Source organism: Rhodanobacter sp. UC4451_H18 (genome assembly GCF_052978225.1).
This window is the reverse complement of the sequence record NZ_CM129663.1, coordinates 3,582,911-3,609,652: the sequence shown is the minus strand read 5'-3', so window position 1 is coordinate 3,609,652 and position 26,742 is coordinate 3,582,911. Positions and strand designations below refer to the sequence as shown.

Annotated in this window: 22 protein-coding genes and 1 tRNA gene; 5 read left to right on the top strand and 18 right to left on the bottom strand. The window is 69.0% G+C overall.

Features of this window, described 5'->3' with window-relative positions:
• Nucleotides 1-27 precede the first annotated feature (27 nt).
• Together ACVCMG_RS16095 and grxC are read right to left on the bottom strand one after the other, a co-directional pair.
• Nucleotides 28-405: a carboxymuconolactone decarboxylase family protein gene (locus ACVCMG_RS16095; RefSeq protein WP_447114543.1), complete on the bottom strand. Its 378-nt coding sequence runs from the start codon at nt 403-405 to the stop codon at nt 28-30.
• Nucleotides 402-665, bottom strand: a complete 264-nt coding sequence (grxC, locus tag ACVCMG_RS16090; protein WP_395119571.1) for a glutaredoxin 3 — start codon at nt 663-665, stop codon at nt 402-404. The genes ACVCMG_RS16095 and grxC overlap by 4 nt, the downstream gene beginning before the upstream one ends.
• 113 nt (nt 666-778) lie before the next feature.
• On the opposite strand from grxC, the gene ACVCMG_RS16085 reads away from it, so the two are divergent.
• From ACVCMG_RS16085 to ACVCMG_RS16065, 5 genes are all read left to right on the top strand, one after another.
• Nucleotides 779-2,470 carry a M48 family metalloprotease gene (locus ACVCMG_RS16085; protein ID WP_447100011.1) on the top strand — a complete coding sequence of 564 codons (1,692 nt, stop codon included), beginning with the start codon at nt 779-781 and terminating at the stop codon, nt 2,468-2,470.
• A gap of 69 nt (nt 2,471-2,539) precedes the next feature.
• Nucleotides 2,540-4,630, top strand: coding sequence for a polyphosphate kinase 1 (gene ppk1, locus ACVCMG_RS16080; RefSeq protein ID WP_395119573.1), 2,091 nt, complete (start codon nt 2,540-2,542; stop codon nt 4,628-4,630).
• A 61-nt stretch (nt 4,631-4,691) separates the two neighbouring features.
• Nucleotides 4,692-6,209 carry a Ppx/GppA phosphatase family protein gene (locus tag ACVCMG_RS16075; protein ID WP_395119574.1) on the top strand — a complete coding sequence of 506 codons (1,518 nt, stop codon included), beginning with the start codon at nt 4,692-4,694 and terminating at the stop codon, nt 6,207-6,209.
• Nucleotides 6,210-6,293: 84 nt separating this feature from the next.
• Nucleotides 6,294-7,010 (top strand): peptidylprolyl isomerase, encoded by a 717-nt coding sequence (locus ACVCMG_RS16070; RefSeq protein ID WP_395119575.1) that lies wholly within the window; start codon nt 6,294-6,296, stop codon nt 7,008-7,010.
• Nucleotides 7,011-7,015: 5 nt separating this feature from the next.
• Nucleotides 7,016-7,744: a UDP-2,3-diacylglucosamine diphosphatase gene (locus ACVCMG_RS16065; RefSeq protein ID WP_447098462.1), complete on the top strand. Its 729-nt coding sequence runs from the start codon at nt 7,016-7,018 to the stop codon at nt 7,742-7,744.
• A gap of 579 nt (nt 7,745-8,323) precedes the next feature.
• On the opposite strand, the gene ACVCMG_RS16060 is transcribed toward ACVCMG_RS16065, so the two are convergent.
• The 16 genes from ACVCMG_RS16060 to ACVCMG_RS15985 form a co-directional block, all read right to left on the bottom strand.
• Nucleotides 8,324-8,416, bottom strand: a tRNA-Ser gene (locus ACVCMG_RS16060).
• A gap of 75 nt (nt 8,417-8,491) precedes the next feature.
• On the bottom strand, nt 8,492-8,695 hold the full coding sequence (csrA, locus tag ACVCMG_RS16055; RefSeq protein WP_395119577.1) for a carbon storage regulator CsrA: 204 nt from the start codon (nt 8,693-8,695) through the stop codon (nt 8,492-8,494).
• Nucleotides 8,696-8,950: 255 nt separating this feature from the next.
• Nucleotides 8,951-11,578: an alanine--tRNA ligase gene (gene alaS, locus ACVCMG_RS16050; RefSeq protein ID WP_447114542.1), complete on the bottom strand. Its 2,628-nt coding sequence runs from the start codon at nt 11,576-11,578 to the stop codon at nt 8,951-8,953.
• 79 nt (nt 11,579-11,657) lie between these two features.
• On the bottom strand, nt 11,658-12,155 hold the full coding sequence (locus ACVCMG_RS16045; RefSeq protein WP_395119579.1) for a regulatory protein RecX: 498 nt from the start codon (nt 12,153-12,155) through the stop codon (nt 11,658-11,660).
• 235 nt (nt 12,156-12,390) lie between these two features.
• The gene (gene recA / locus ACVCMG_RS16040; RefSeq protein ID WP_395119580.1) at nt 12,391-13,428 is read right to left on the bottom strand and encodes a recombinase RecA; all 1,038 of its coding nucleotides are present in this window, start codon (nt 13,426-13,428) and stop codon (nt 12,391-12,393) included.
• Nucleotides 13,429-13,585: 157 nt separating this feature from the next.
• Nucleotides 13,586-14,095: a CinA family protein gene (locus ACVCMG_RS16035; RefSeq protein WP_395119581.1), complete on the bottom strand. Its 510-nt coding sequence runs from the start codon at nt 14,093-14,095 to the stop codon at nt 13,586-13,588.
• A gap of 108 nt (nt 14,096-14,203) precedes the next feature.
• Nucleotides 14,204-14,440, bottom strand: a complete 237-nt coding sequence (locus ACVCMG_RS16030; protein ID WP_395119582.1) for a hypothetical protein — start codon at nt 14,438-14,440, stop codon at nt 14,204-14,206.
• Nucleotides 14,441-14,717: 277 nt separating this feature from the next.
• Nucleotides 14,718-15,887, bottom strand: coding sequence for a glycosyltransferase family 4 protein (locus tag ACVCMG_RS16025; protein ID WP_447114541.1), 1,170 nt, complete (start codon nt 15,885-15,887; stop codon nt 14,718-14,720).
• Between the two features lie 18 nt (nt 15,888-15,905).
• On the bottom strand, nt 15,906-17,021 hold the full coding sequence (locus tag ACVCMG_RS16020; protein ID WP_447114540.1) for a hypothetical protein: 1,116 nt from the start codon (nt 17,019-17,021) through the stop codon (nt 15,906-15,908).
• Nucleotides 17,018-17,797, bottom strand: a complete 780-nt coding sequence (locus ACVCMG_RS16015; RefSeq protein ID WP_447114539.1) for a class I SAM-dependent methyltransferase — start codon at nt 17,795-17,797, stop codon at nt 17,018-17,020. The genes ACVCMG_RS16020 and ACVCMG_RS16015 overlap by 4 nt, the downstream gene beginning before the upstream one ends.
• On the bottom strand, nt 17,730-18,635 hold the full coding sequence (locus ACVCMG_RS16010; RefSeq protein ID WP_447114538.1) for a hypothetical protein: 906 nt from the start codon (nt 18,633-18,635) through the stop codon (nt 17,730-17,732). The genes ACVCMG_RS16015 and ACVCMG_RS16010 overlap by 68 nt, the downstream gene beginning before the upstream one ends.
• Nucleotides 18,636-18,657: 22 nt before the next feature.
• On the bottom strand, nt 18,658-20,697 hold the full coding sequence (gene asnB / locus ACVCMG_RS16005) for an asparagine synthase (glutamine-hydrolyzing) (protein WP_447106441.1): 2,040 nt from the start codon (nt 20,695-20,697) through the stop codon (nt 18,658-18,660).
• Entirely contained in the window at nt 20,685-21,824 is a 1,140-nt protein-coding gene (locus tag ACVCMG_RS16000) for a glycosyltransferase family 4 protein (RefSeq protein WP_447106442.1), read from the bottom strand. The genes asnB and ACVCMG_RS16000 overlap by 13 nt, the downstream gene beginning before the upstream one ends.
• Entirely contained in the window at nt 21,821-23,062 is a 1,242-nt protein-coding gene (locus tag ACVCMG_RS15995) for an O-antigen ligase family protein (RefSeq protein WP_447106443.1), read from the bottom strand. Before ACVCMG_RS15995 ends, ACVCMG_RS16000 begins: the two co-directional genes overlap by 4 nt.
• The gene (locus tag ACVCMG_RS15990; protein WP_447114537.1) at nt 23,059-25,362 is read right to left on the bottom strand and encodes a glycosyltransferase; all 2,304 of its coding nucleotides are present in this window, start codon (nt 25,360-25,362) and stop codon (nt 23,059-23,061) included. The genes ACVCMG_RS15995 and ACVCMG_RS15990 overlap by 4 nt, the downstream gene beginning before the upstream one ends.
• Nucleotides 25,359-26,717: a lipopolysaccharide biosynthesis protein gene (locus ACVCMG_RS15985; RefSeq protein ID WP_447114536.1), complete on the bottom strand. Its 1,359-nt coding sequence runs from the start codon at nt 26,715-26,717 to the stop codon at nt 25,359-25,361. Before ACVCMG_RS15985 ends, ACVCMG_RS15990 begins: the two co-directional genes overlap by 4 nt.
• Nucleotides 26,718-26,742 lie beyond the last annotated feature (25 nt).

Sequence of the window (26,742 nt, the reverse complement as noted above, 5' to 3'; positions counted from 1 at the left end):
GCGGAAAGCCGCATGCCCGCGGGCGTCTCAAGCGTGGTCGGCGCACTCCGGCGCACCGGACTCGCCGTTCTCCAGCTGGTCCAGGAAATCCACCGCGCGGCGCAGATGCGGGATCACGATCGAGCCGCCCACCACCAGGCCCACGCTGAACACCTCGAAGAACTCGTCGCGCTGCACGCCGGCTTCCTTGCACTGGGCCACGTGGTAGCTGATGCAGTCGTCGCAGCGCAGCACCATCGAGGCGACCAGGCCCAGCATCTCCTTGGTCTTCAAGTCCAGCGCGCCGGCCTTGTAGGTCTGCGTGTCCAGCGCGAAGAAGCGCCGCACGACCTGGTTGTCCTCGGCCAGGATGCGCTCGTTCATGCGTTGGCGGAACGCGGTGAATTCGGCCAGCTTGTCGCTCATGCGCCCGCCTCCAGCAATTGCGCCAGTTTGCCGCTGCGGTCGGCCGCCGCCAGGTCGTCGAAGCCACCGACGTGGTGGTCGTTGATGAAGATCTGCGGCACGGTGCGCGCGCCACCGCTGCGCGTCAGCATCGCCTCGCGCTGGGACGGGTCGGTGTCCACGCGCACCTCGGTCCACTCCAGCCCACGGGCCTTGAGCAGGTTCTTGGCGGCCACGCAGTAAGGACACACCGCGGTGGAATAGACCTCGATCTTCGACATCACGACAACTCCGCAAAACGGGGGAACGGCCTGTAAATGGGGGCGTCCGGGACAACAGGCAAGGTGGGAACCGACGCCGCCCGGGGCGGTCACAATGCTATTGTCGCTTACCCATGGCCATGACACCACGACGACCCGCCCGGCGTGTTCTGACTGCGCTGCTCTGCGCCGGCCTGACCTGCATGGCCAGCGCGCAGGACGACGTACGCCTGCCCGACCTGGGCAGCTCGGCCGACGCGCTGATCTCGCCGCAGGAGGCGCGTGATTACGGCGCCTCCATGCTGCGCCAGATGCGCGCGCTGGACATGGTGGTGGACGACCCGCTGCTGGACGACTACGTCAACGATCTCGGCCATCGCCTGGCATCCAACTCCGACAAGCCCAAGGACCACTTCGCCTTCTTCATCGTGAAGGACCCGGAGATCAACGCCTTCGCCGCGCCGGGCGGCTACATCGCGGTCAACTCCGGGCTGTTCGTCATCACCCGCGACGAGAGCGAACTGGCCGGCGTGATCGCGCACGAGATCGGCCACATCACCCAGAACCACCTGCAGCGGGCATTCGAGGCCTCGCGCAAGGATGCACCGCTGATGGCGCTGGTGCTGCTGGGTGCGGTACTGGCCGGCGCCGGCAGCCACAGCGGCGACGCGCCGATGGCGGTGCTCGCCGGCGGCCAGGGCCTGATCGCGCAGCGTTCGATCAACTTCACCCGCAAGGACGAGATCGAGGCCGACCGCGTCGGCATCCAGACCCTCGCCAAGGCCGGTTTCGACCCGGAAGCGATGGCGGCCTTTTTCCAGCGCATGCAGGACGTGCTCAGCACCGGCGCCGGTGGCGACGACGTGCCCGTCCTGCTGCAGACCCACCCGGTGACCAGCATGCGCATCAGCGACGCCAAGGCGCGTGCCGGCGCACTGGTGGCGGCGCAGAAGCTGCGGCCCTCGGGCACCGTCATGGACGTGCAGCAGTGGCAGCAGCACACCGCGCCGATCGCCTTCGTCAAGGACCCGACCTCGCTGCTGGACACGCCCAGGCCCGGCCCGCTCGACACCTACCAGCTGATGCGCGAACGCGTGCGCGTGCTGGCCGGCGACGCCACCCGCGAAGCGACGTACTACGGCTCCAACCTGCAGGACCGGCCTGCGTTCGACACCCCGGCCAACCATTACGGCTACGCGCTGGCACTTACCCGCAGCGGCCGCGGCGCACAGGCGGTGGCGCAGTTGCAGCCGTTGCTGCGCGACGCGCCGGACAACCTGATCCTCAAGCTCGCGCTGGCCGATGCCAGGTTGCAAGCCGGCCAGCGTGCCGCGGCGCTCGCCATCTACCAGGACCTCAACGAGCAATCGCCGCGCAACCGCGCGGTGGCGCTGGCCTACGCCAAGGCGCTCACCGCCGGCGGCGACAAGGCGCAGGCCGGCCTCGCCGCCAGCTTGCTGCGCCCCCTGCTGGACGACGCCAGCGAACCGGAGATCTACAGCGCCTACGCCCGCGCCAGCGACGCAGCCGGCGACAACGTGCGTGCCGGCGAGGCGTTCGCCGATGCCAGCTATTACTCCGGCCGCCCGTTCGACGCGATGGAACAACTGCAGCGTCTGCTCAAGCGCAACGACCTGGATTACTACGCCCGCGCACGCATCCAGGGCCGCATCACCGAACTGACGCCGCTGCTGCTGGAGCTGCGCAAGCGCCGGATCGAGACCAAGGACAACCCGGACAGCCAGCAGCACGCACAACCGTTCGGCCCGTGCATCGAGCCCGCCTGCCGCGGCAGCGCGCCAGTCTCCGCCTGGCGGCAGGATTGATCCGCCGCTGAAGGTCCTTTGCGCGCCGGCGCATCATGCATCGTCCACCGCCATGGGCCAGAATGGGCCATGTCCAGACCTTCCGCCCGCGTACCCGCCGTCGACCTTGCCGCCCCGCAGCTGTACTTCAGCCGCGAGCTGGCCGCCCTGGAGTTCAACTTCCGCGTGCTGGCGATGGCCCGCGATGCCAGCGTGCCCCTGCTCGAACGCGTGCGCTACATGAGCATCGTGGCGAACAACCTCGACGAGTTCTTCGAGGTGCGCGTGGCCATGCTCAAGCATCATCACGCCTACGGCTCGGCCGCGCCGGGCCCGGATGGCGTCCCCTCCGGCGAATTGCTGGCGCGCATCCGCGGCCGGGTGCTGGACCTGGTGGCCGAGGTCTACGCCGCGTGGCGGGAACAGATCCGCCCGCAGTTGGAGCAGGAGCACATCCACATCCTCACCCGCAAGCAGTGGACGCCGCGCCAGCGACGCTGGCTGCAGGGCTATTTCGAGCACGAGGTGCTGCCGGTGCTGTCGCCGCTGGGGCTGGACCCGGCGCATCCGTTCCCGCGCATCCTCAACAAGACGCTGAACATCGCGGTCGTGCTGAAGGGCCGCGACGCCTTCGGCCATGAAGGCCATCTGGCCCTGGTGCGCGCACCGCGCTCGCTGCCGCGGATCATCCGCGTGCCGGCCGAGGTCAGCGGCCGTGGCCATCACTTCGTGTTCCTGGCGGAGTTGCTGCAGGCTTTCGTCGACCTGATGTTCCCCGGCCTCAAGGTGCTCGGCTCGTACCAGTTCCGCGTCACCCGCAACAGCGAGCTGATCGTCGAGGAGGCGGAGGTCGAGAACCTCGCGCTCGCCCTCAGCGAGGAGTTGCTCGGCCGCGGCTACGCGCGCCCGGTGCGGCTGGAGATCGCCGAGGATTGCCCGCAGGCGATCACCGCGCTGCTGGTGGAGAAATTCCAGCTCGGCGAGGCCGACGTCTACCGCTGCGACGGCCCGGTCAACATCATCCGCGCCGGCCTGATCTACGACTGGCTGGACCGTGCGGAGCTGAAGTTTCCGCGCTTCACCCCGCAGTTGCCGCCGTCGCTGGACAGCAGCCTGAACAAATTCGAGGTGATCGCCAAGGGCGACGTGCTGCTGCACCATCCCTACCAGAGCTTCGCCGCGGTGATCGACCTGCTGCGCCAGGCCGCCGCCGACCCGCAGGTGCTGGCGATCAAGCAGACCCTGTACCGCGCCGGCGAGGACACCCCGCTGGTCGACCTGCTGGTGGAGGCCGCGCGCCACGGCAAGGACGTCACCGTGGTGATCGAACTGCGGGCGCGCTTCGACGAGGAGGCCAACATCCGCCTGGCCACGCGGCTGCAGGAGGCCGGCGTGCAGGTGGTGTACGGCGTGGTGGGTTACAAGACCCACGCCAAGATGATGCTGATCGTTCGCCGCGAGGGAGACACCTTGCGCCGCTACGCGCACCTGTCCACCGGCAACTACCACCAGGCCAACAGCCGCGTGTACACCGACATCGGCCTGATGACCGCCAACCCCGAAATCGGCGAGGACTTGCACAAGGTGTTCCAGCAGCTGTCCGGACTGGGCCCGGTGATCGAGCTGAAGCGCCTGCTGCATTCGCCGTTCACGCTGTATCGCGGCGTGCTGGCCCGGATCGAGCGCGAGACCGAACACGCCCGCGCGGGGCGACCGGCGCGCATCGTGGCCAAGCTCAACGCGCTCAACGAGGCGAAGGTGATCACCGCGCTGTACACCGCCTCGCAGGCCGGCGTGGAGATCGACCTGATCGTGCGCGGCGCCTGCACCTTGCGACCCGGCCTGCCCGGTGTCTCCGAGCGCATCCGGGTGCGCTCGATCGTCGGGCGCTTCCTCGAACACAGCCGGGTGTACTGGTTCGCCAACGATGGCGAGGCGGAAATCTACTGCGCCAGCGCCGACTGGATGGAGCGCAACCTGATGCGGCGGATCGAGATCGCCTTCCCCATCCTCGATCCGCAGCTGGCCGCGCGTGTCTACGACGAGACGCTGGCCAACGGCCTGGCCGACAACACCCAGGCGTGGCTGCTCGACAGCGACGGCCGCTACACCCGCGCCGAGCCCGGCGACAACCCGCCGTACAGCGCGCAGCAGACGCTGCTGGAACGACTGTGCCCGTGAGCCGCCTGCAATGCGCGCACGCGTGCGAGAATCCGCACTTCGCGATTGCCGGAGCGCCGGATTGAGCGCAGTCGAACAAACGCCGATCCGCGATGGCGAACTGATGGCCGCCATCGACATGGGCTCGAACAGCTTCCACATGGTGGTGGCGCGCATGGAGCATGGCGAACCGCGGGTGATCGACCGCCTGCGCGACACCGTGCGCATGGCCGCCGGCCTGCGCGCCGACGGCAGCCTGGATGCCGAACGGCGCGCGCGCGCACTGGCCTGCCTGGCCCGCTTCGGCCAGCGCATCGCCGGCTTGCCCACCGCGCGCGTGCGCGCCGTGGCGACCAATACCGTGCGCCAGCTCGCCTCGCCGCAAACCTTTCTGACCGCGGCGGAAGCCGCGCTGGGCCACCCGATCGAGGTGGTCTCCGGCCGCGAGGAGGGCCGCCTGATCTTCCTCGGCGCCGCGCACGACCTGCCCGCCTCGCGCGAACCGCGGCTGGTCATCGACGTCGGCGGCGGCAGCACCGAATTCATCATCGGCCGCGGCCTCGCGCCGTTGCACACCGAGAGCGTGCAGGCCGGCTGCATCGCTTCGACCCTGCGTTTCTTCCCCGGCGGCAAGATCACCCGCGCGCGCTGGCAGCGCGGCCTGAGCGAGATCGGCGTGCTGCTGCAGCAGTTCGCGGAGGACTATCGCGAATCGGGCTGGCAGGATGCGTTCGGCTCGTCCGGCACCACCAAGTCGATCGGCGCGGTGGCACTGGCCATGGAGCTTTCCGACGACGGCATCACGCCCGCGGCGCTGGCCGCCCTGCGCGATGCGCTGATCGAGCAGGGCCAGGTCGGCACGCTCAAGCTGCCGGGCCTGGTTCCTGAACGCACGCCGGTGTTCGCCGGCGGCGTGATGATCATGGAAGCGGCCTTCACCGCGCTGGGCATCGAGCGGCTGCGCGTGTGCGAAAGCTCGATGCGCGAAGGACTGCTGTGGGACCTGCTCGGCCGCGCCGGCGGCAGCGACCCGCGCACCGCCAGCATCGACGCGCTGGCGACCCGCTACGGCGTCGACCGCGCGCAGGCGCGGCGAGTGGAAGCGACGGCACTGATGCTGTTCGACCAGGTCGCGCGCAACTGGAAGCTCGACGCCGACGCGCGTGAGTGGCTGTCCTGGGCTGCGCGGGTGCACGAGATCGGCCTGGCCATCGCGCACAGCCAACATCATCGCCACGGCGCCTACATCCTGCGTCATGCCGACCTGGCTGGCTTCTCGCGGCAGGAGCAGGAATTGCTGGCCGCGGTGATCGAACTGCACCGGCGCAAGCCGGACAAGTCCATCGTCGCCAGCCTGCCGCTGCGTTATCGCGCGCTGGCGAAGCACATCACCGCGCTGTTGCGTCTGGCCGTGCTGTTCCGCCGCGCCCGCCGCGCCGAGTCGCTGCCGCAGATGCAACTGGCAGCCAGCGCCCGCTCGCTGCGCCTGAAACTCCCGCCGGGATGGGGCGAGCAGCACCCGCTCACCGAAGCCGACCTGCAACAGGAAAAGGCACCGATGACCGAACTTGGGGTGAAACTGGATCTCGCGAACAAGTGATCCGCCTTTTTCGCGGCATGCCGATGCCATGCCGCGTATCATGGACGCCCGCCTCGTGAATGCCGGTCCGGATCGCTCGCTGCCATGCTCAAATCCCTGCTGATCGCCCTGCTCCTGCTCGTTCCGTTCGGCGCCGCCGCGCAGGCGGGCAAACCTGCACCGGCCACATCGAGCGCCGCGCCCGTCGCCGCACCGCCGCACGTCCTGCTGCACACATCGCAGGGCGATCTCACGCTGGAGCTGTATCCGGACAAGGCGCCCAAGAGCGTGGCCAACTTCCTGCAGTATGTGCGCGACGGCTTCTACGACGGCACCCTGCTGCACCGGGTCATCCCCGGCTATCTGGTGCAGGGCGGCCTCTACACCCGCGACCTGCAGCCCAAGCGCACGCGCCCGGCCATCGCCAGCGAGGCGGACAACGGGTTGTCGAACCTGCGCGGCACGATCGCCGTCGCCCGCGGCGCCGATCCCAATTCCGGCACCGCGCAGTTCTTCTTCAACCTGGTCGACAACCGCCGGCTGGATTTCGTCGGCAACCAGAGCGGCCTCACCTGGGGCTTCGCGGTGTTCGGCAAGGTGACCAAGGGCATGGACGTGCTGGACAAGATCGCCGCCCTGCCCACCCGCCCGCTGGGCCCGTTCGCCGGCGACGTACCCGAGCCACTGGTGGTGATCGAGAAGGCCAGCGTGATCGGCGAAGAGGTTCAGGCGCCGGCGAGCAGCGCCAAGGCGCCGGCCAGGGCAGCATCTGTCACCAAGCCGACCAGCAAGCCGGCGGCGAAGCAGTCCGGCGGGAACTGATCGGCATGGCCACGTTGTTCATCGCCGACCTGCACCTCGATCCCGCACGCCCGCAAATCACCCGCCTGTTCGAGAATTACCTCGCCAGCGACGAAGTGCGAAGCGCCGACACGCTGTACATCCTCGGCGACCTGGTGGAAGCCTGGATCGGCGACGACGATGATGCCGAGTTGCCGCAGCGCATCGCCGAGGCCATCCGCGCCGTGCACGATGCCGGTGTGCCGGTGCATTTCATGGTCGGCAACCGCGACTTCCTGCTCGGCGAAACATTCGCCACCCGCGCCGGCATGACCCTGCTCGACGACGGCACCGTGCGCGACATCCAGGGCCGGCCCACCTTGCTGATGCACGGCGACACGCTGTGCACCGATGACCTCGCCTACCAGGCCGTGCGCAAGCAGGTTCGCACGCCCGAATGGCAGGCGCAGATCCTGGCGATGCCGCTGGAGGCGCGCCGCGCGTTTGCCGCCAAGGCCCGCGCCGACAGCAAGGCACACACCGGCAGCACCATGGAAAGCATCATGGACGTCAACGCCGAGGCGGTCGCCGCGGCACTGCGCGGAGCGGGCGTGACGCGGTTGATCCACGGACACACGCATCGGCCAGCCATCCATCGTCTCGAACTGGACGGAAAGCCTGCCGAGCGGATCGTGCTGGGGGACTGGTACGAACAGGGGTCGGTGCTGGTGGTGGACGGCGAGCGCGTGGAGCTGCGTGGATTGGCGACGAGGTGAGGCCCCACGGGCCAGAAACTCGACATCAAGGATTGATTCCCCGAACCGTTCGGGCTGAGCGTAGCGCTGGAGGCGCGCAGTCGAAGCCTCGGCGCGACCTGCCAAGCAAGAGCTCGCTTCGATGGAATGCGTCGCGGTGTAGAGGGCGCGGAGATTGTGAATCCCATCCACGGGATTCACAATCTCCGCGCTGTGCGCTACCGGGCCAGCCTTCGGCTGTCCAAATTCGTTCCAGACGAATTTGTCGCTCGCGGAGGCAGGATGCCGGAGCGAACAGCGGCAAAGCCGCCGGCCCGAAGGGTGAGGCGCAGGATGCGCCGAGTCACCGGAGAGTCCGTCCACCGCCTCTCTCCGCCAGATACGCAAAACGCCCGCTTCGACGGAGCACGTGGTTACTTGGTCGTGCACGAGGGATTGTTCGGCCCATCCATGGGCCTCACCCCTTCGCGCTGCGCGCTACGGGGCCAGCCTGCGGCTGTCCAATTTTGTTCCAGACAAAATTGTCGAACCGGGAGGGTCCGTCCACCACCTCTCTCCGCCAGATACGCAAAACGCCCCGTTCGGGGCGCTTTGCGTATCTGGCGGAGAGAGAGGGATTCGAACCCTCGATCAGGCTTTTGACCCGATACTCCCTTAGCAGGGGAGCCCCTTCGGCCACTCGGGCATCTCTCCGGGGTTTTGCCGCATGACTGCGGAGCCGGCAAGGATACTGATCGGCGCGGCCCAGGTAAAGTCTTGAAACGGTGGTCAGTGGTCGCCGCTGTCGTCCGGAGCGCTGCCGGCGTCGTGTTCACCGCGGATTCGCTGGTAGATTTCCTCGCGATGGACGGCCACGGTTTTCGGCGCGTTGATGCCGATGCGTACCTGATTGCCTTTCACGCCAAGAACGGTGACGGTCACCTCGTCGCCGATCATCAGGGTCTCACCGACCCGGCGGGTCAGAATCAACATGATTGCTACTCCATAAAATGCTGCTGGTCACAGGCTTGCGGATTGACCCTGCCTCACCCCTGAGCGTGAGTCCATCCGCGGCTCGACGTTTTTGATCCGTCGAAGGCCCTACCGCCTTCCCGGCTCACAGCCAAAACACTCCTTAAGCGTCCTGACTGGCGGCTTTGCGCCTTTTGGCGAAAAACCGACCTCCGCGGATACTAACTGAGCACGATTCCCCGGTGCAATCGGCGCTGCAGCAGTCGTTAAGCCGAATCAACGCGAGGAAACCCAGTCGGCAAGACCCGCCAGGATCGCCGGCAAGTCGGCGCTGTCGGAACCGCCGCCCTGGGCCATGTCGGGTCGACCGCCGCCCTTGCCACCGATCTTCGCCGCGACATGGGCGACCACGTCACCGGCCTTGATCCGGCCCAGCGCCTTGCCGTGTACACCGGCGATCAGCGCGACCTTGCCGTCGGCAGCCCCGGCCAGCAGCACCACGCAATCGCCGAGCTGCTGCTTGAGCTGGTCGACGCTGTCGCGCAGCGACTTTGCGTCGAACCCTTCCAGGCGCGCAGCGACCACCTTGATGCCGTCGACGTCTGCAGCCGAGGCAGTCAGGTCGGCAGTGGCGGAACCGGCGGCCTTGCTGCGCAGCGAATCCAGTTCGCGCTCGAGTTTCTTCTGGCGATCGAACAACTGGCGCAGTTTTTCCACGGCGTCGTCGCCGCTGCTGGAGAGCAGACGGGAGAGATCGGCGAGGCGGCGCTCCTCCTCGGCGACATGCGCGAGCGCACCGTCGCCGGTGACCGCCTCGATGCGACGCACGCCGGAGGCGACGCCGGATTCGCCGACGATCTTGAACAGGCCGATGTCGCCGGTGCGGTTGACGTGCGTGCCGCCGCAGAGTTCGGTGGAAAAGTCGCCCATCTTCAGCACGCGCACTTCATCGCCGTACTTTTCGCCGAAGAGTGCCATGGCACCAGTGGCGATCGCCTCGTCGTAACCCATGCGGTGCACCTCGGCGGCCGCGTTGCGGCGCACCTCGGCGTTGACCATCGACTCGACGCGAGCCAATTCCCCGTGGCTCACTGGCTTGGGGTGCGAGAAATCGAAACGCAGGCGCTCCGGCGCCACCAGCGAGCCCTTCTGGGTGACGTGGGTGCCGAGCACCTCGCGCAGCGCCGCATGCAGCAGATGCGTGGCCGAGTGGTTGAGCACGATCGCCTGGCGGCGCGCGGGATCCACCTGGGCGTCGAGCAGGTCGCCGCTGCGCAGCGGTTGCGTGCCGTGCCAGTGGCCGGCGTGGCCGAAGAACACGCCGCCCATCTTCAAGGTGTCGTCGACCGCGAAACGGCCGGACGTGCCGGACAACGTGCCGGTGTCGCCGACCTGGCCGCCGGATTCGGCGTAGAACGGCGTGCGATCCAGGATCAGCAATCCTTCCTCGCCCTCGCCCAACCGGTCGACATGGCGACCGCCGCGCACGATGCCAAGCACCTTGCCGCCGCGGTCTTCCAAGGCCTCGTAGCCGAGGAACACGGTAGGCGGCAGTTGGCTGGCCAGCTCGGCCGGCATCTGTCCCCTGGCCTCGAACTTGCCGGCGGCGCGGGCGCGTTCGCGCTGCTCGTTCATGGCCTGCTCGAAGCCGGCCATGTCGACGTCGAGGCCGCGCTCGCGTGCGATGTCGGCGGTGAGGTCGACCGGGAAACCGTACGTGTCGTAGAGGCGGAACGCCTCGGCGCCCAGGATGGTCTTGCCGGACTTCGCCGCGGCCTCGTCGAACAGCCGCATGCCGTGTTCCAGCGTTTCGCCGAAACGCTGCTCCTCGGTGCGCAACGCATCCTCGACGATGGCCTGCTTCTCTTTCAGCTCCGGATAGGCCTCGCCCATCTCCTCCACCAGCGGCGCCACCATCTTCCAGAAGAAGTCGCCGCGCACGCCGAGCATCCAGCCGTGCCGCAGCGCGCGGCGGATGATCCGGCGCAGCACGTAGCCGCGCCCCTCGTTGGACGGCAGCACGCCGTCGACGATCAGGAAGGAACAGGCGCGGATGTGGTCGGCAATCACGCGCAGCGACTTGTTGGCCAGGTCGGGCGTGCCGGTGAGTTCGCCGGCGACGCGGATCAGGTGCGCGAACAGGTCGATCTCGTAATTGGAATGCACGTGCTGCAGGATCGCGGCAAGCCGCTCCAGGCCCATGCCGGTATCCACGCACGGCGCCGGCAGCGGGCTCAGCGTACCGTCGGGGGCGCGGTCGAACTGCATGAACACCAGGTTCCAGATTTCGATGTAGCGGTCGCCGTCCTCATCCGGCGAACCGGGCGGACCACCGGCGATGTGCGCGCCGTGGTCGTAGAAGATCTCGGTGCACGGGCCGCACGGGCCGGTGTCGGCCATCTGCCAGAAATTGTCGGAGGCAAACGGCGCGCCCTTGTTGTCACCGATGCGGATGATGCGCTCGACCGGCACGCCGATCTCGTCGCGCCAGATCGCGAAAGCCTCGTCGTCGGTGTGGTAGACGGTGACGGTGAGCCGCTCCGGCGGCAGCTTGAACACCTGGGTCAGCAGCTCCCACGCCCAGCCGATCGCCTCATGCTTGAAGTAGTCGCCGAACGACCAGTTGCCGAGCATCTCGAAGAACGTGTGGTGGCGCGCGGTGTAGCCGACCTGGTCCAGATCGTTGTGCTTGCCGCCGGCGCGCAGGCAGCGCTGCACGTCGGCCGCGCGCACGTAGCCGGGTTTCTCGCTGCCGAGGAACACATTCTTGAACTGCACCATGCCGGAGTTGGTGAACATCAAGGTCGGGTCGCTGGCCGGCACCAGTGAACTGGACGGCACGATGGCGTGGCCCCGGGCGCGGAAGAAGTCGAGGAAGGCGGAACGGATTTCGGAGGTTTTCATGCGGATCGCGGTGGCTGGCGGCAGGGGGTCACACCGGCTTGGCGCCAATCGCTCCGCCACCGCCGGGTGGCGATGGATGTCAGGGAAGATCGTCGGCGTCGTCCACTTCGGCGTGGGTAACACGTCGTACTGTGGCGGCGGCAAAGCCGCGGCGCAAGAGGAACTGTGCCCGGCGGGCGCGTTCGGCGGGGTCGTTGGCGCCTGTCTTGCCGTAGCGTCGGCGCAGTTGGGCGGCGGCCGACGCGTCCCAGTCGACCTCCGCCGCGTCCAGCAACTCGCGGATGCGGGCGTCGGCCAGGCCGTGGCTTTTCAGCTCCTGGCGCAGGCGCATGGGTCCGTAGCCCTGGGCAATCCGGCTGCGCAGCAGCACTTCGGCGAAGCGGTCGTCGTCCTGGTAGTGCTGCTCGCCCAAACGATCCAGCGCCGCAGCGGTTTCCTCGCCCTCGTAGCCGCCCTGGCGCAGCTTGGTCTTCAGTTCCTTGCGCGAATGCTCGCGGCGGGCGAGCAGGCCCAGCGCCTTCTCGTAGGCGCTGCGTTGGGGTTTGGTCGGGTTGCCCGCGCCAGGACGCTTGTTCATGTCATGGCCATGCGAACGCATACCGGGTACGGGCAAATTCCCCCCGCCGTTCTGCCTGGGCGTGGCGTGGCGGAGCCGAAGGGCGACCCTTCGACGCCGATCCTGCGGATCCACGCCCGGGCGGACCGGCCGGGAAGACATGCATCGTCGCGCCGAGATACGGCACCTGGCCAAAACGCGCATGGCCCGGGCGAGCCGGGCCATGCGCATGCAACGGAACGTCAACCATCACGGCTCACGCTTCCTCGAGCGCCTCTTCGGGACCGGCCGCGGCCGCCTTGCCCACCGGCACCAGCAGGCGTTCGCGCAGCTGCTTGTCGATCTCGTTGGCGATGGCCGGGTTGTCGCGCAGGAACTGGCGCACGTTCTCCTTGCCCTGGCCGATGCGGTCGCCGTTGTAGCTGTACCAGGCGCCGGACTTGTCGATCAGGTTCTGCGCCACGCCCAGCTCGATGATCTCGCCTTCGCGCGAGGTGCCCTCGCCGTACAGGATTTCGAATTCGCACTGGCGGAACGGCGGCGCCACCTTGTTCTTGACCACCTTGACGCGGGTTTCCGAGCCGATGATCTCGTCGCCCTTCTTCACCGCGCCGATGCGGCGGATGTCCAGGCGCACCGAGGCGTAGAACTTCAGCGCGTTGCCGCCGGTGGTGGTCTCGGGGCTGCCGAACATCACGCCGATCTTCATGCGGATCTGGTTGATGAAGATCACCAGGCAGCCGGACTTCTTGATGTTGGCGGTGAGCTTGCGCAGCGCCTGGCTCATCAGGCGCGCGTGCAGGCCGACGTGGGAGTCGCCCATTTCGCCCTCGATTTCCGCCTTCGGGGTGAGCGCGGCGACCGAGTCGACCACCACCATGTCCACTGCGCCCGAGCGCACCAGCATGTCGGCGATTTCCAGCGCCTGCTCGCCGGTGTCGGGCTGCGACACCAGCAGGTCGTCGACCTTGACGCCGAGCTTTTCCGCGTAGGTCGGATCGAGCGCGTGCTCGGCGTCGATGAACGCGGCAGTGCCGCCGGCGCGCTGGCAGCTGGCGATGGCCTGCAGGGTCATGGTGGTCTTGCCGGAGGACTCCGGGCCGTAGATCTCGACCACGCGGCCGCGCGGCAGGCCGCCGACGCCCAACGCGATGTCCAGGCCCAGCGAACCGGTGGAAACCGTCTCGATCGCCTCGTTGACGCGGTCACCCATCCGCATCACGGCGCCCTTGCCGAACTGCTTCTCGATCTGGCCGAGGGCGGAGGTGAGCGCCTTGCGCTTGTTGTCATCCATCGTTGGTATTCCGGTTGGGCGGTGAGTGGGAGGCATGATGCCCGGATCGAATCTCACGGGTTGCGATCATGCGGGCTCGGCCGCGCGCGGCAACGGGCCATGATCGGAACGTGCAGTATCCCACACTCGTCAAGCCGGTCCGGCAGCGCGCGGCGCCTCATTCCGTCAGGGTTTTCCGCAAGCCTTCGAGCGCCGCCGCCACGGTTTGCCGGCGCACGGCCTCGCGATCGCCGGAAAAATGGAACATCCGCGCATGGGCGTAACCGCCGCGGCGTTTCCAGCCGATCCAGACCGTACCGACGGGTTTGCCCGGCATGCCGCCGGTCGGGCCGGCGATGCCGGTCACCGCTACCGCCACGCCGGCACCGAAGCGCGCCAGCGCGCCGGCCACCATCTCCAGCACGGTCTCTTCGCTGACCGCGCCGGCATGCTCCAGCGTGCGCGGGTTGACCCCGAGCAGGGCCTCCTTGGCCTCGTAGCTGTAGGTGACCACGCCGGCGTCGAACCAGGCCGAACTGCCCGGCAGGTCGGTCAGCGTCTTGGCGATCCAGCCGCCGCTGCAGGATTCGGCCGTGACCAGCATCAAGCGGCAGCGCTGCACTTCCACGGCCACCTCACCGGCCAGCGCCAGCAGTTCGGCATCGGTGGGAACGGACGGCATATCCATACGGGGCTCCGGGGATGGGGCGTGGTCGTCGCCACGCGCGAACGGCACCGTTCTACCCGTTCCGCGCGACCACGCCAAGACGGCGAGTCGCACGTCGGCGCGAGCCATTCAGCGTGTCGAGGAGTCCACCGACTCGGGCCGCGACCGGGACGGCGGCTTTCCGGCATCCCGGGGGCGGACTGCCGGAATCTCGCCGCCCGCGTCGGCGCCGTGTCGGCCAAGCAGGGTTTCCATCTGCAGTTGCAGGTTTTTCAGCGCCACCGTGTGACGGTGAAGCGCGGCCATGATGGCCCACAGCAGCACGCCGTTGACAATGAGCAGGATGCCAAGACTGGTGAGGGTCATCGGTATGGTTCCCGGTTGCAGCAATCGCGGACGCGTGGCGTCGCTTGTGGACATGGAATGGTCGCTCACCCGTCCGGTGGCGCGACGGATGGCCGGCTCGGCAGAGCCTGCAGGGGATTCAAGCACATTCCAGGCCATGACCACCGTGCGCGCGTGCACGTCTCCCCTGATGACGGTCACCCTGCCGGTTGCGCAAGCGCACCGCGCCGCGAAATCCGACGCGCGCAGCGGGTCATCTGCGCGCAGCCGATACCCCGCGCAGGGATCAGGCGAGCCGTCAGTCGACGGCGGCGGCGTGCGCCATGCGGTCGGGCTGCAGCAGTTCGCGGTATACCGCCAGCGTGCGTTCGATGACGAGGCGTTCGTCGAAATTCGCCAGTACCTTGGCCCGCGCGGCGGCGCCCAGGCGGGCGGCCAGTTCGGGCGCATCGACCAGGCGGGCGATGGCGCGCGCCAACGCGGCGGCGTCATGCGGCGGAATCAGCAGGCCATCGACCTCGTTCGTCACTACCTCGCGGCAGCCCGGCATGTCGGTGGTGATCAACGGTCGCGCGCAGGCGGCGGCCTCGATCAGCGATTTCGGCAGGCCTTCGCGGTAGTACGTGGGCAGCGCCACGATGTCCACCGAACGGAACAGCTCGCTGGTGTCGTCCACGTGCCCCAGCCACTCGATCACGCCTTCCTCCACCCACTGTTGCAGCGTGGCTTCCGGCACCGCCGCCGGATTGCCCCGATCGGGCATGCCGGCGAGCAGGAAGCGGATGCGGCGGCCGGCCCCGCGCAGCAGGCGCGCCGCCTCGACGTATTCGGCCACCCCCTTGTCCCACAGCAGTCGCGCGGCCAGCAAAACGCACGGTTGCGGCCTGCGCGGACCGTCTGCGTTCGCGCGCGGACTGAACCGCGTGCAGTCCACACCCGAGCCCGGGATCAGGTCGATGCGATCGGCACCGATCAGGCCCGATTGCCGAAACATCATTTCGTCGTCCGGATTCTGCAGGATCAGCCGCGTACGCCGCCCGCGCATGGCCAGACGCAGCGCCGCGCGCACCACCGGCCGCAGGCAGCGCGCCTTGCGGTCGTTGCTGGCGAACACGTAGCCCAGCCCGGCCACCGCATTCACCCGCGCCGGCACGCCGGCGAACTGCGCGGCAAGCGAGCCGTACACCGCGCACTTGATCGTGAAGCCATGCATCAGCGCCGGGCGCTCGCGCCGGAACAGCCGCACCAGGCTCGCCAGCAGTTGCAGTTCGCGGGCGGGATTCAGGCTGCGCCGATCCATCCCTGCCAGCGGCTGCCAGCGCAGGCCAAGGCCGCGCAGCCGCTCGCCGTACGCGCCGGACGGCGACACCAGCAGCACCTCGTAGCCGCTGGACTGCGCGGCCAGCGCCAGTGAGCGGCGGAAGTTGTAGAGGTACCAGTCGGTGTTGGCGAAAAAGACGATCTTCACGGTGGGTATCGAGCCTCCTCAGTGTGCCTGCCTTTGCGCCAGCGGGTCGGCAGCGCTCGCCGTGCAGGACGCGCGCATCGCATGGATGGCGGCGGTGTACTGCGGAAAGTCGGCGGTGACCGGCGCGCCGCCATAGGGGCCGTCGGTCTGCCACGCGCTGCCGTAGCCGTAGATCCACACGTAGTCTTCCGCCGCGCTGTAGGCGGACCGCAGGTGCTCGGCGAATGCCTGCGGCGTATCGCGGGCGGACTTGTCGGTGTAGGAATGCCCCAGCGGCCACAGTCCGGGAGCCACGCTGAGGTCGCTGCGACTGGCCTGTTCGGCGCCCATGAAGACGTCGTAGTTGCGCTGCGTCTGGCGTACCGGCGTGGCCATGTCCGAGCCGTCGTAGGTGACTTCGGTCGCAATCACCACATGCGCCCAGTTCGCCGACAGCAACCCGTGCAGGAACGGGATGGCCAGCGCATAGCCGCCATGCCAGAAATGACGCGAGGGGCCCGGATCGGTGCCGAACTTCGAGACCAGTTCGTCGAGCGGCGTGCGCGGATAGTTCTGGTGAAGCGCGTCCTTGATGACGACCAGGGTCATCTGCGGATAGGCCGCCCGCATGGCCTCGGCGATCGCGCTTGCCTCGGCCTGCACGGTGGCGGACAGCTCGCCGCTGTCGACCCAGGTCGGCTCGTACGGCTCCAGGTCGATCGCGATGCCCTTGAGCCCTGCATGCCGCGCCAGCGCCGCGGCGTGCGAGAAGTTCCGCACCACCTGTTTCAACCCATCCGGGTCATGCCAGTCGATCGGCTTGTACAACGCCACCTTGATGAAGTTGTCGGTCACGCCGTGGCGGGCATAGACGGACTGGAACAGGCCCAGTTGCCGCCACAACTTGCTGTCCGTGCGGGTGCCGACATCGTCCTGCCAGGAGGCCATGACGCGGTTGACGAAGAATCCCTGCACGCCGACCGTGTCGCCCCAATAGGCAGCCTGCCCGTCGGTCGCCTGGGTGTGGAAATTGGTGCCGTCGAACATCAGCAGTTTCGGGCAGCCTGCGCTGACGGGCCTGGCTGCGAACAGCAGCAGCGCGACCGCGCCGAGCAACGCCCGCGTTGCGCGCGGCGACGCATGCACCCCCCTCATGGCGTGGAACCCGGTGCGTCGGCTGCGCCGAACACGCCGGCCCGGCCGCGCCGGGAGCGCAACAGGAACACTATCTCCTGCGACAGCGCAGGCGCGATCCATATTTGCCGGAGCACCTCGAAATCCGCTGACAGCTCGGCATGCGCCTGCCGGACGCTGCAGAAGCACAGCGGGTCCCGCCCGCCGCCGAACACCGCCGCGCGCAGTTCACGCCGTTTCTTGTGGAAACCGGTTTCGATCCCGTACGAGACGATGGTGCAAGGCGCGATCCGGGCGAACTCGCGCAGCATCCGCCGGCGCAGACCCGAAGGCACGCGGTGCATCAGCCGCAGGCACACCACCACGTCGAACGACCCTTCGCGGAAGCGCGCCAGGTCGGTCGCGTCCTCCACCTGGAAGCGCGCATCGGTGCAGCCGGCGCGAGCGTATTCGGCCTCGGCCAGTTTCAGCATGCTGGCGGAGATGTCCGAGGCCACCACGCGCGTACCCCGCGCGGCGAAGATGCCGGCGAGCTTGCCGGTGCCGGCCGGCAGGTCCAGCGCGGTGCGGTGCGGCACCTGGTCGAGCAGGGTTTCGATGGCTCGCCGCTCGCGTCGCGCGACCAGCCGCGAGGGAAGATTGCGCCACCCTTTCGGCGACATGAACATCTGGTGGTAACGCCGCGCCGTATCGTCGTTCTGATAGAAGCCGCGGGTATCGCGCTCATAGTCAAAATTCATGGTTTGCGGCCCAGTGGTTGAGTTGCATGAAATAGCCGGCCAGATACGGTCGGCCAATGACCCGCCTGGCGCCCGCCATGTTGCGCAGCGCCTTCTGCGCAAAATGTCGACGCATGGCGATCGTCTCGCGCAGGAAATAAGTGAGCAGGGTGCCGTCGAGCAGGAAGCCGGCAGCATCCTCGTAGGCGGCGAGCAGGTCCTCCACGTCGAATCCCTGCCACAGCGTGACGCCGCCGCCCTGCCCCCAGTTGATCATCAGCAGGGAGATCACGAACCGCGCCACGTCGTCCTCCGGCATGCCGAGGTAGACGTGCTGCGGGTCGAAGAACAACCAGTCCTCGCGCTCCTCGTCGTAGCGGAAATTGCGCACTTCGAAACCGCCGATGAAGAGCGTGCGCTCGCGTTCGCCGATGCGCCGTGCGACCTCCGCGTCGGGCACCAGGTAGCCGTCGTGCAGGTAGTCCTTGGCCGGGTAGCCGGCCGGATTCGAGCGCGCGCGATGCAATTGCGCCAGCACCACCATCGCCTTGCGCAAGGCTTGCGCTCGATGCCGCGCGCCGAAGGCACCGTGCTTCTGCTGCAGCATCGGGCGCAGGTCCGGCCCGGAGAGTCGCGGATAGACCACGCATGCATGGTCGAGCCGCAACGGCGTGCAGACGTGTTCGCTCAGCTCCCGCAGCAGCAGCGCGTCGGCGTACTCGCGGCCGGCCTTTTCCATGCACGTCGGGTCCAGCCAGTCGCGCAGCGGGTCGTCGCTGCGGCGGAATATCTTGTAGAAGCGGTCCGCCGACGAGGCCACCCAGGATTCCTTGCGTGGCGTGAAGGCAAGCTCGGCCAGCCACCCCGCGGAGCCGGTCGGCGGCACCCGTTCGGACGCTGCGTTCTGTCCGTTCATGTCGTCAGCTCGCCATGCCACGTCAAAAGCCCGCCGGCGCGTGCGAGCCGCACGCGTTCGCGACCGCATCGCGCGGGTGCGCGTCCGGCTGCCGGGTTTCCCGCAGCCAGGCCTGGAACATCAGCACGTCCCACAGCCGGCCGCCCTCCTGCACCCGCCCCGCCAGGTGGTCGACGAACATCGCGCGCACGTATTCGGGTTCGAAGTAACCCTCCTCGCGCAACCGTGCCGGTTCCAGCAGCGCTTCGGCCCACTCGCGCAGCGGCCCGCGCAGCCACTCGCCCATCGGCACGCCGAAGCCCTTCTTGGGGCGGTCAATCAGCGCGCGCGGCACGTGCCGGTACAGCACCTGGCGCAACAGCCACTTGCCCTCGCCGCCGCGCACTTTCTGCCGCATCGGCACGCGCCAGGCGAACTCGGCCACGCGGTGATCCAGCAGCGGCACGCGCGCCTCCAGGCTCACCGCCATGCTGGCGCGATCGACCTTGGTCAGCACGTCGCCCGGCAGGTAGCTGACCAGGTCGCTGTACATCATCCGCTCGAACACCTCCCGCACCTGCGGCCCCAGCTCGGGGTGGCTCAGCCCGGTCGGCGGCTCCTCGCCGTGCAGCACCACGCGAGCGGGATCGCGCAAATGCGACATCAGCAGGCGATAGCGCTGCTCCTGTGGCCCGGCGTCGAGCATGCTGGCGAGCACGCCGATCTTGGAGCGCGGCCGCTTCAGGCGGATGCGCGCCGGTACGCAGCGATTGGCGCCGGCGAGCAGCGACTCGTAGAAACCGGCGCGATGCGACAGCGAGCGCGCGAGCCGCCGCTGCAACCCCGCCGGTATCCAGTCCAGGCCGCGCTCGATCGCGCGCGCCTTGAAATAGCGCTCGTAACCGCCGAACAACTCATCGCCGCCGTCACCGGAGAGACTCACCGTCACCTGGCGCCGGGCCAGCCGCGACAGCAGGTAGGTCGGTATCTGCGAGGAATCGGAGAACGGCTCGTCGAACATCGACGGCAACTTCGGCACCACGTCCAGCGCGTCGCGCGCGGTCACGTACAACTCGTGGTGCTCGGTGCCAAGGTGTTCGGCCACGGCGCGGGCGTAACCCGCTTCGTCGTAGCCCTTCTCGTGGAAGCCGATGGAGAAGGTCTGCACCGGCCGCATCGACTGCGCCTGCATCAGCGCCACCACCAGCGAGGAATCCACGCCGCCGGAGAGGAACGCGCCCAGCGGCACGTCGGCCTCCATGCGCAGGCCGACCGCGTCGAGCAGGAGTTTCTCCAGCTCGTCGGCGGCCGCGGCGTCGGACAGGTGCAGGCGATCGGCCACGCCGGCCTGCGCGACCTCGCGGGCCGACCAGTAGACTTGCGCCCGCGTGGCGAGCGTCGACGCGTCGACGCGCGAGGCGGCCATCCCCTGGTCCACGCTCAGCCAGGTGCCCGGCAGCAGCTTGCGGATGCCCCGGTAGATGGCGTGCGGTGCGCCGATGTAGTTGTGCCGCAGCAGCAGGCACAGCGCGTCGCGGTCGACCGGGTTGGCGAACCGCGGGCAGCGCCGCAGCGCCTTCAGCTCGGAGCCGAACACGAACAGCGAACCCACCCAGCCGTAATAGAGCGGCTTGATGCCGAGCCGGTCGCGCACCAGGGCGAGCGTGCGCTCGCGGCGATCCCACAACGCGAAAGCGAACATGCCCACGAAGCGCCTGACCGCCGCTTCCAGCCCCCATTGCTCGATCGCCGCCAGCATCACCTCCGTGTCCGAGTGCCCGCGGAACGTCGCGCCGAGCGGCGTCAGCTCGCGGCGCAGGCGGTGATGGTTGTAGACCTCGCCGTTGAACACGATCACGTAGCGTCCACTGGCCGAAGTCATCGGCTGGTGGCCACCCGGTGTCGGGTCGATCACCGAAAGACGCCGATGGCCGAGCGCCACGCCTGCCGCGGCATCCTGGAAATGGCCGTCGTCGTCCGGGCCGCGATGGCTCAGCGCGTCGGTCATGCGCCGCACGATGGCGCCGCCGTCTTCGGCGGTGAAGGCGTGGGAGGCATCCCAGAAGCCGGCTATTCCGCACATGCTTGTCGCTCCTGCACGATGGACGAATACAGATCGGCGTAACGCCGCGTGCGCAGCCTGGCCGTGTAGTTGTCGACGATGCGCTGGCGCGCGCGCAGACCCAGTTGGTGCCGCTCGCGCGGCGACAGCGCGGCCAGGCTGGCCCAGCCGGCGCAGAGCGCGGCGGAATCGCGCGCCGGCACCACCACACCGGTGTCGGCCACGATCAGCGGCACATCGCCCACGTCGGTGGCCACGCACGGCACGCCGCAGGCCATCGCCTCGGCCACCGCATTGGGGAAGGCCTCGCCGCGCGAGGCCAGGGTGGCGATGTCGAACGCCGCGTTGATCGCGGGGATGTCCTGGCGCCGGCCGAGCAGGCGCACATGGGTGCGCAATTGCAAGGCGTCGACCTGGCTGGCGAGTTCCGCATTCGCGGCGGTCGCGCCGTCGCCGACCAGCACGAACACGCTGTCGGGATGGCTTTCCCGGAACAGCTTCGCTGCGTGCAGGAAGTTGCCGTGATCCTTGGTCGGATGCACGCGCGCCACCATGCCGATCACCAGGCCATCGCCCGGCACCGCCAGCTCCTCGCGGATGCGCGCGCGCGCCGCCGGGTCCGGCACCAGCACGCCGGTGTCGTAACCGTTGGGAATCACCACCGTGCGCAAGCGGCTGAAGCCGTAGTCCTCGTGCTGCGAGGCGCTGAGCTGGGAGGCATACAGCACGCAGCTGGGCCGCGTCGAGAACACCGCGTTGAGGCGGATCACCACGCGCGTCAGCGGCTTGTCGGTGGCCAGGTCGGTCAGTGAATGGTGCACGCTCCACAGGTGCGGCACGGACTGCCCCCACAGCGCCAGCGAGGTGAGCAGGTGCGCGTGGTACATCCAGGCATGGACCAGGTCGGCCGACTCGTGCGCCAGCAATCGCCGCAGCCGCATCACGTCGCCGGGGCCGGCGCGGCCGGGCCGGATGCCCATGTGGTGCACCCGGGCAGATTCGGCCAGGCGCGCGCTCAGCGTCCCCTCGCCGCCCAGCACCACCACCGCATGCCGGTACGCCGGGGCGGGCAATGATTCGAGCAGGCGACACAGCGCGATCTCGGCGCCGCCGGCGTTCAACCCGGTGATGACGTGGCAGATCTTCACGCCGGCACCCCCACGCGGGGCGACGCCAACCACCGCGTCACCGCGAGCTCGCGTTTCTCCAGCGCCTGCCGCGCAAGCATGAAGCTGATGACGAGGATGATCGTCGGGCTTTCCAGCAGGTTGTGCGAGAAGAAGCTGGCGATCACCAGTTGCAACACCAGCACGCGCTGCAGCCCCGACGTGGCCCGCCACAACACGACCAGCAAGGCCAGGTAGAAAGCCAGCCCGAACACGCCGCCCTCGACCAGGAAACGCAGGTACATGTCGTGCGGCCCGACCGGAAACGCCCACTCGTAGACATAGCCGCTGCCATGCCCGAACAGCGGGCTCCGCGCCGCCTCGTGCAGCGAGAACCAGACCAGGTCCATGCGGGTGGCAGCCGAATCGCCCGACAGCGAGGAGCCGCCCACGCCCATGCGCGCCAGCGTGTTCGGATCGAGATAGCGGGCGAACGACGTGCCGGCCAGCAGTTCGCCCAGCTCGCCGCTGAACAGGGACAGCAGGATGCCGATGCCGGCCAGCGTGGACAGCGTCATCACGGCGAGCTTCCACTTCGCGCCGTGCGTGCGATCGTGCCGGCCCAGCCAGATCAGCGCCACGCCCCACATGATCCACGCCGATCGCGAGAACGTGACCAGCACGCCGACGCCGCAGACCAGCACGAACAGCCAGCGCAAGCGCGCCGGCACGCTGTCCATGCCGCACAACATCACCAGCGCGAGCGCATAGCCGGCCACGTTGGGGTTGATGTACAGCCCGGCCGCGCGCCCGGGCACGTTGGAGAACCGCGGATGGATGAAATCGAGCAGGTTCATGCCGGCGGCGAACAGGGCCAGCAGCAGGAACATCCCGCCCAGCATGTGCAACCGCCGCGGATGCACCATCAGCGTGGCGAACGCCATGCCGATCGCCGCCATCTCGATCAGCGTGATCAGCGCCTGCAACGCGGTATGGCTCTGCGAGGACTGCAGGAAGATCAGCACGCCATACACGATGTAGAGCAGCAGCCAGATGACGAAGCGACGCGTGCCGCCGTCGCGCAGGATGGCCAGCGACTGCGCCGCCGCGCCCTGGGCCACCGCATAGAAGGCGGCAAAGCCGATCACCGCCACGTAGGAATAGAGCGGCTTGAGGCCGCGCGTGGTGAACAGGAAATCGCTGGCATCGCTGCCGAACCACAGCACGAAGGCTGCCAACAGGAGGTCCACCGGCGTGCGCGGCAGGAAGCGGGCGTTCACGACGTCGCCCCGCCCAGCGTGCAGTGGCGACGATGCACCTCTTCCAGCACGCGCTCCGAATGGCCGACCAGCCGCGCAGTGCTGAACTGGTCGACGACGCGCGTGCGTGCAGCGTGCGCCGCCGCGAACGGATCGCGCGCCATCCGCTCGCGCATCCGCGCGATGCCGTCGCGCAGCGCCACCGGGTCACCGGCCGGCACGACGATGCCGGTGTCCCCCACCAGATCTGCCGAATCGCCGACGTCGGTGACCACGCACGGCCGTCCGCACGCCATCGCCTCGGCGACCACGTTCGGAAAGCCTTCACCGCGCGAGGAGGACGCCAGGATGTCGATCGCGCTGTAGGCCGCGGCCATGTCCTCGCACGGGCCGGCCCAGACCAGGCGCTCGGCCAGCCCCAGCCCGCGCGCCAGTGCCTGCAGTTGCTCGGCGTAACCCGAATCGCCGCCGCCGACGCAGACGAAACGCCAGCGCGCATCGTGCGCCAGCCCCGCGATCGCCTGCAGGAAGGTCGGGTGGTCCTTCATCGGATCGAGCCGCCCGACCAGCCCCACCAGCAGCGCAGTGTCGGGCACCTCCCACGCGCGCCGCATCCGCGCGCGCGAGGCCGCGTCGAAGCGGAAGTGTCCGGTGTCGATGCCGTTGGCGATCACCACCAGCCGGTCGGCGGGATAACCCTGCGCGCCATGCAGCGTGGAGCCGGCGCGGGAGTTGAAGATGATCCGGTCCGCGCGGCGCGCCATGCGGCAACTCAGCGCAAAGGTGGCGCGCGACATCCAGTCGTAGCGCTGCCGGTCGATGAACGAGGAGCGCACGCCCCAGACCACGCGCGAACCCGGGCTGGCCAGCGGCGCGAACAGCGACAGCAGATTGCCGACGGTGAGGTAGCCGTGCACGATGTCCGGCCGGTACCCGCGCAAGGCGCGCGCCAGGCGCCACAGGAAACCGGCCACGTCCCAGCGCCCGCGCTTGTGCAGGTCGATGATCGGCACGCCGCCGCGCTCCAGCTCGTGCTGGAACGGGCCGCCGGCGTAGAAGCAGGCCACCGCCACCTCCCAGCCGTCGCGGCGCAGGCCGATCGCCAGCGTCGCCAGCTGCCGCTCGGCGCCGCCACGGCCGAGCGAACGGATCAGGAACAGCACGCGCGGCTTGCGCGCGTCGTCCGCGCCGTTCGACGGCACAGTCGCGCGCACGCGCACCGGGCACTGCGCCGCCACGCGCGTCACCAGCGACTGCCAGCGGGCGAACACCGAGGCCAGCGAATGGGTGTGGCGCACCTCGATGGCGCGTGCGCCAAGGCGCCGCCGCAGCGCCTCGTCGTGCATCAGCGTGCCGAGCCCGGCGGCCAGCGCGGGCGCATCGGCCACCGGCACCAGCCAGCCGTTGCTGCCGTGCTCGATGATCTCGCGCGGACCGGTCTCGCAATCGGTGCTGACGCAGGCCAGGCCCAGCGACATCGCCTCCAGCAGCACATTGGGCATGCCCTCGAAACGCGAGGAGAGCACGAAGATGTCGGCCTCGCGCATCGCACCGGCGAGGTCGTCGTCGAACCCGGCCAGCTCCACGCTGGCGCCGAGGCCGAGCCGGTCGATCTGTTCGTTCAGCGCCGCACGCATCGAGCCTTCGCCGGTGATGCGCAGGCGCCAGTGCGGGTGCGTCGCGGCGAGCGTGGCCCAGGCGCCGATCAGGATGTCGAAACCCTTCTGCGCCTCCAGCCGGCCGGACGCCAGCACGATGCGCCCTGGCCCGCGCGGGGTCCGAGGCGCGCCGGCCAGCGGCAGCTCGCGTACCGGGTTGGGGATCACCTCGACCGGACGTTGCAGGCGCGCCTCCAGGTCGTCGGCGCCGCGGCGCGTCTGCGCCACCACGGCGGCGGCGCGACGGCAGAGCACGCGGTACAGGAGCCGCCAGGGCGCCCGCGGCGGATGCGCCGCGACGAACACCCGCTCCGAAACGATCACCGGCACGCGCCAGCCGGTGACGGCAAGCACCACCATCAGGTTGGTGGTGGTGGTGAAGCTGACGATGACATCGGGCCGCGCCGCGCGCAGCGCATGGCGCAGCGCGCGCAGCCGCAGCACATTGCTGCGCAGCGCCACCAACGCATGCGGCGAGGGCGCCGCCACGTCCAGCCCCACCCGCTGCACCGCCGCGTGCAGCGGGTACTTGTCGCCATGGCTGCGCGCCAGCGTGATCAGGGTCACGGCCGCGCCGTCGGCCACCCACGCATTGGCCAGGGCAGCCATCACGCGCTCGGCGCCGCCGCCGCCCATCGTCGGAATGACCAGCGCCACCCTCATCGCGGCACCCCCTTTGCCGGTACGCCGAAGATCGACGGATCGATGCCCAGTCGCGCGCGCACCGCGCGCCATGCCAGAGCGCGCCAGACCAGCAGCGACGCCACTGCGCCGATCGCCGCGCCGGTCGCGCCGAGGCTGGGCACCAGCAGCCATGCCACCGCCGCATTGGCGGCCACGCCCACCAGCACCAGCATCGAGGCCCGCCGCTGGAACCTGGTCATCGACAACATGAAGCCGACCTCGCCCAGCGACGTGGTGGCGCAGTAGCCGCACAGCAGGATCAGCAACGGCACATAGGCCGCGTCGAAGCCCGGGCCGAACAGCCCCAGCAACCAGTGCCCGGCGACGCCGAAGCCCAGGCTCACGGCGAGCGCACCGGCGAAGGAGAAACGCGCCGCGCGGGTGGCCACCAATTGCAGCCCGCCCATGTCGTGCGCGTCGTAGCGCTCGGCGATCATCGGCGCGAGCACCACGTTGGCCGCGCTCTGCACGAACAGCGCAAAGCCGGCCATGCGCACCGCGGCGTAATACGGGCCGACGTCGCCGGGACCCATCAACGCGCCGAGGATGAGCACGTCCAGGCGGCTGCCTGAGACCGCGATGATCGACAGCATCGACATCTGCGAGCCGACGGCCAGCCAGCGGCGGATTTCGTAGGTGGGTGCCGCCGCCCTGCCCGCCTCGGGCCAGCTGCGCTGCAGGTGCCGCGCCGAGCCGGCCAGCGCCAGCGCCGCCGCCGCCAGCGACGCGGCCGCCGCCCACGGCGCATCGATCTCGCGCACGCTCGACACCAGCACGCCGAGCAGCACGATCAGCAGCAGCGGACGCCCCAGCGTCTGATACAGCCCGCTGACCACCGGTCGCTTGAACGCCCGGTGCAACGCGCCGCTCTGCTGCAGCTGGGTCAACACCGGCAACATCGCGAAGCCGATGTAGAACGTGTGCCGCCAGCTCGCGCTCTGGTCCGCGCCGAGCACGTGCACCACCACGCAGCCGCCCAGCGCGATGCAGCAGCTGGTGGCCAGCACGATCATGCCGACGCCCCGCCGCAGGCCGCGCACCTTGCCCCACGCACCTTCGCGGATATAGGACGGCAGCAGCCGGATCATGCTGATGTCCTGGCCGGCCTGCGCGATCACCGCCAGCACGCTGACCCAGCTGAACATCAGCGCGTAGACGCCGAACTCGTGCCGCCCGATGACCCGCGCCATCACCAGGTTGGCCAGAAAGCTCAGCCCGGTGCCGCCGACGGTGACGAGGAACGCACCGGAGGCGCCGCGCTTGAGCAGCTGCAAGCTGGACGCGTGCAGTGCCGGCAGCGAGCCGATCGTGCGGGCGGCGGCGGTGTCATTCATGGCTTCCACCGAGGCATCCCTGGAC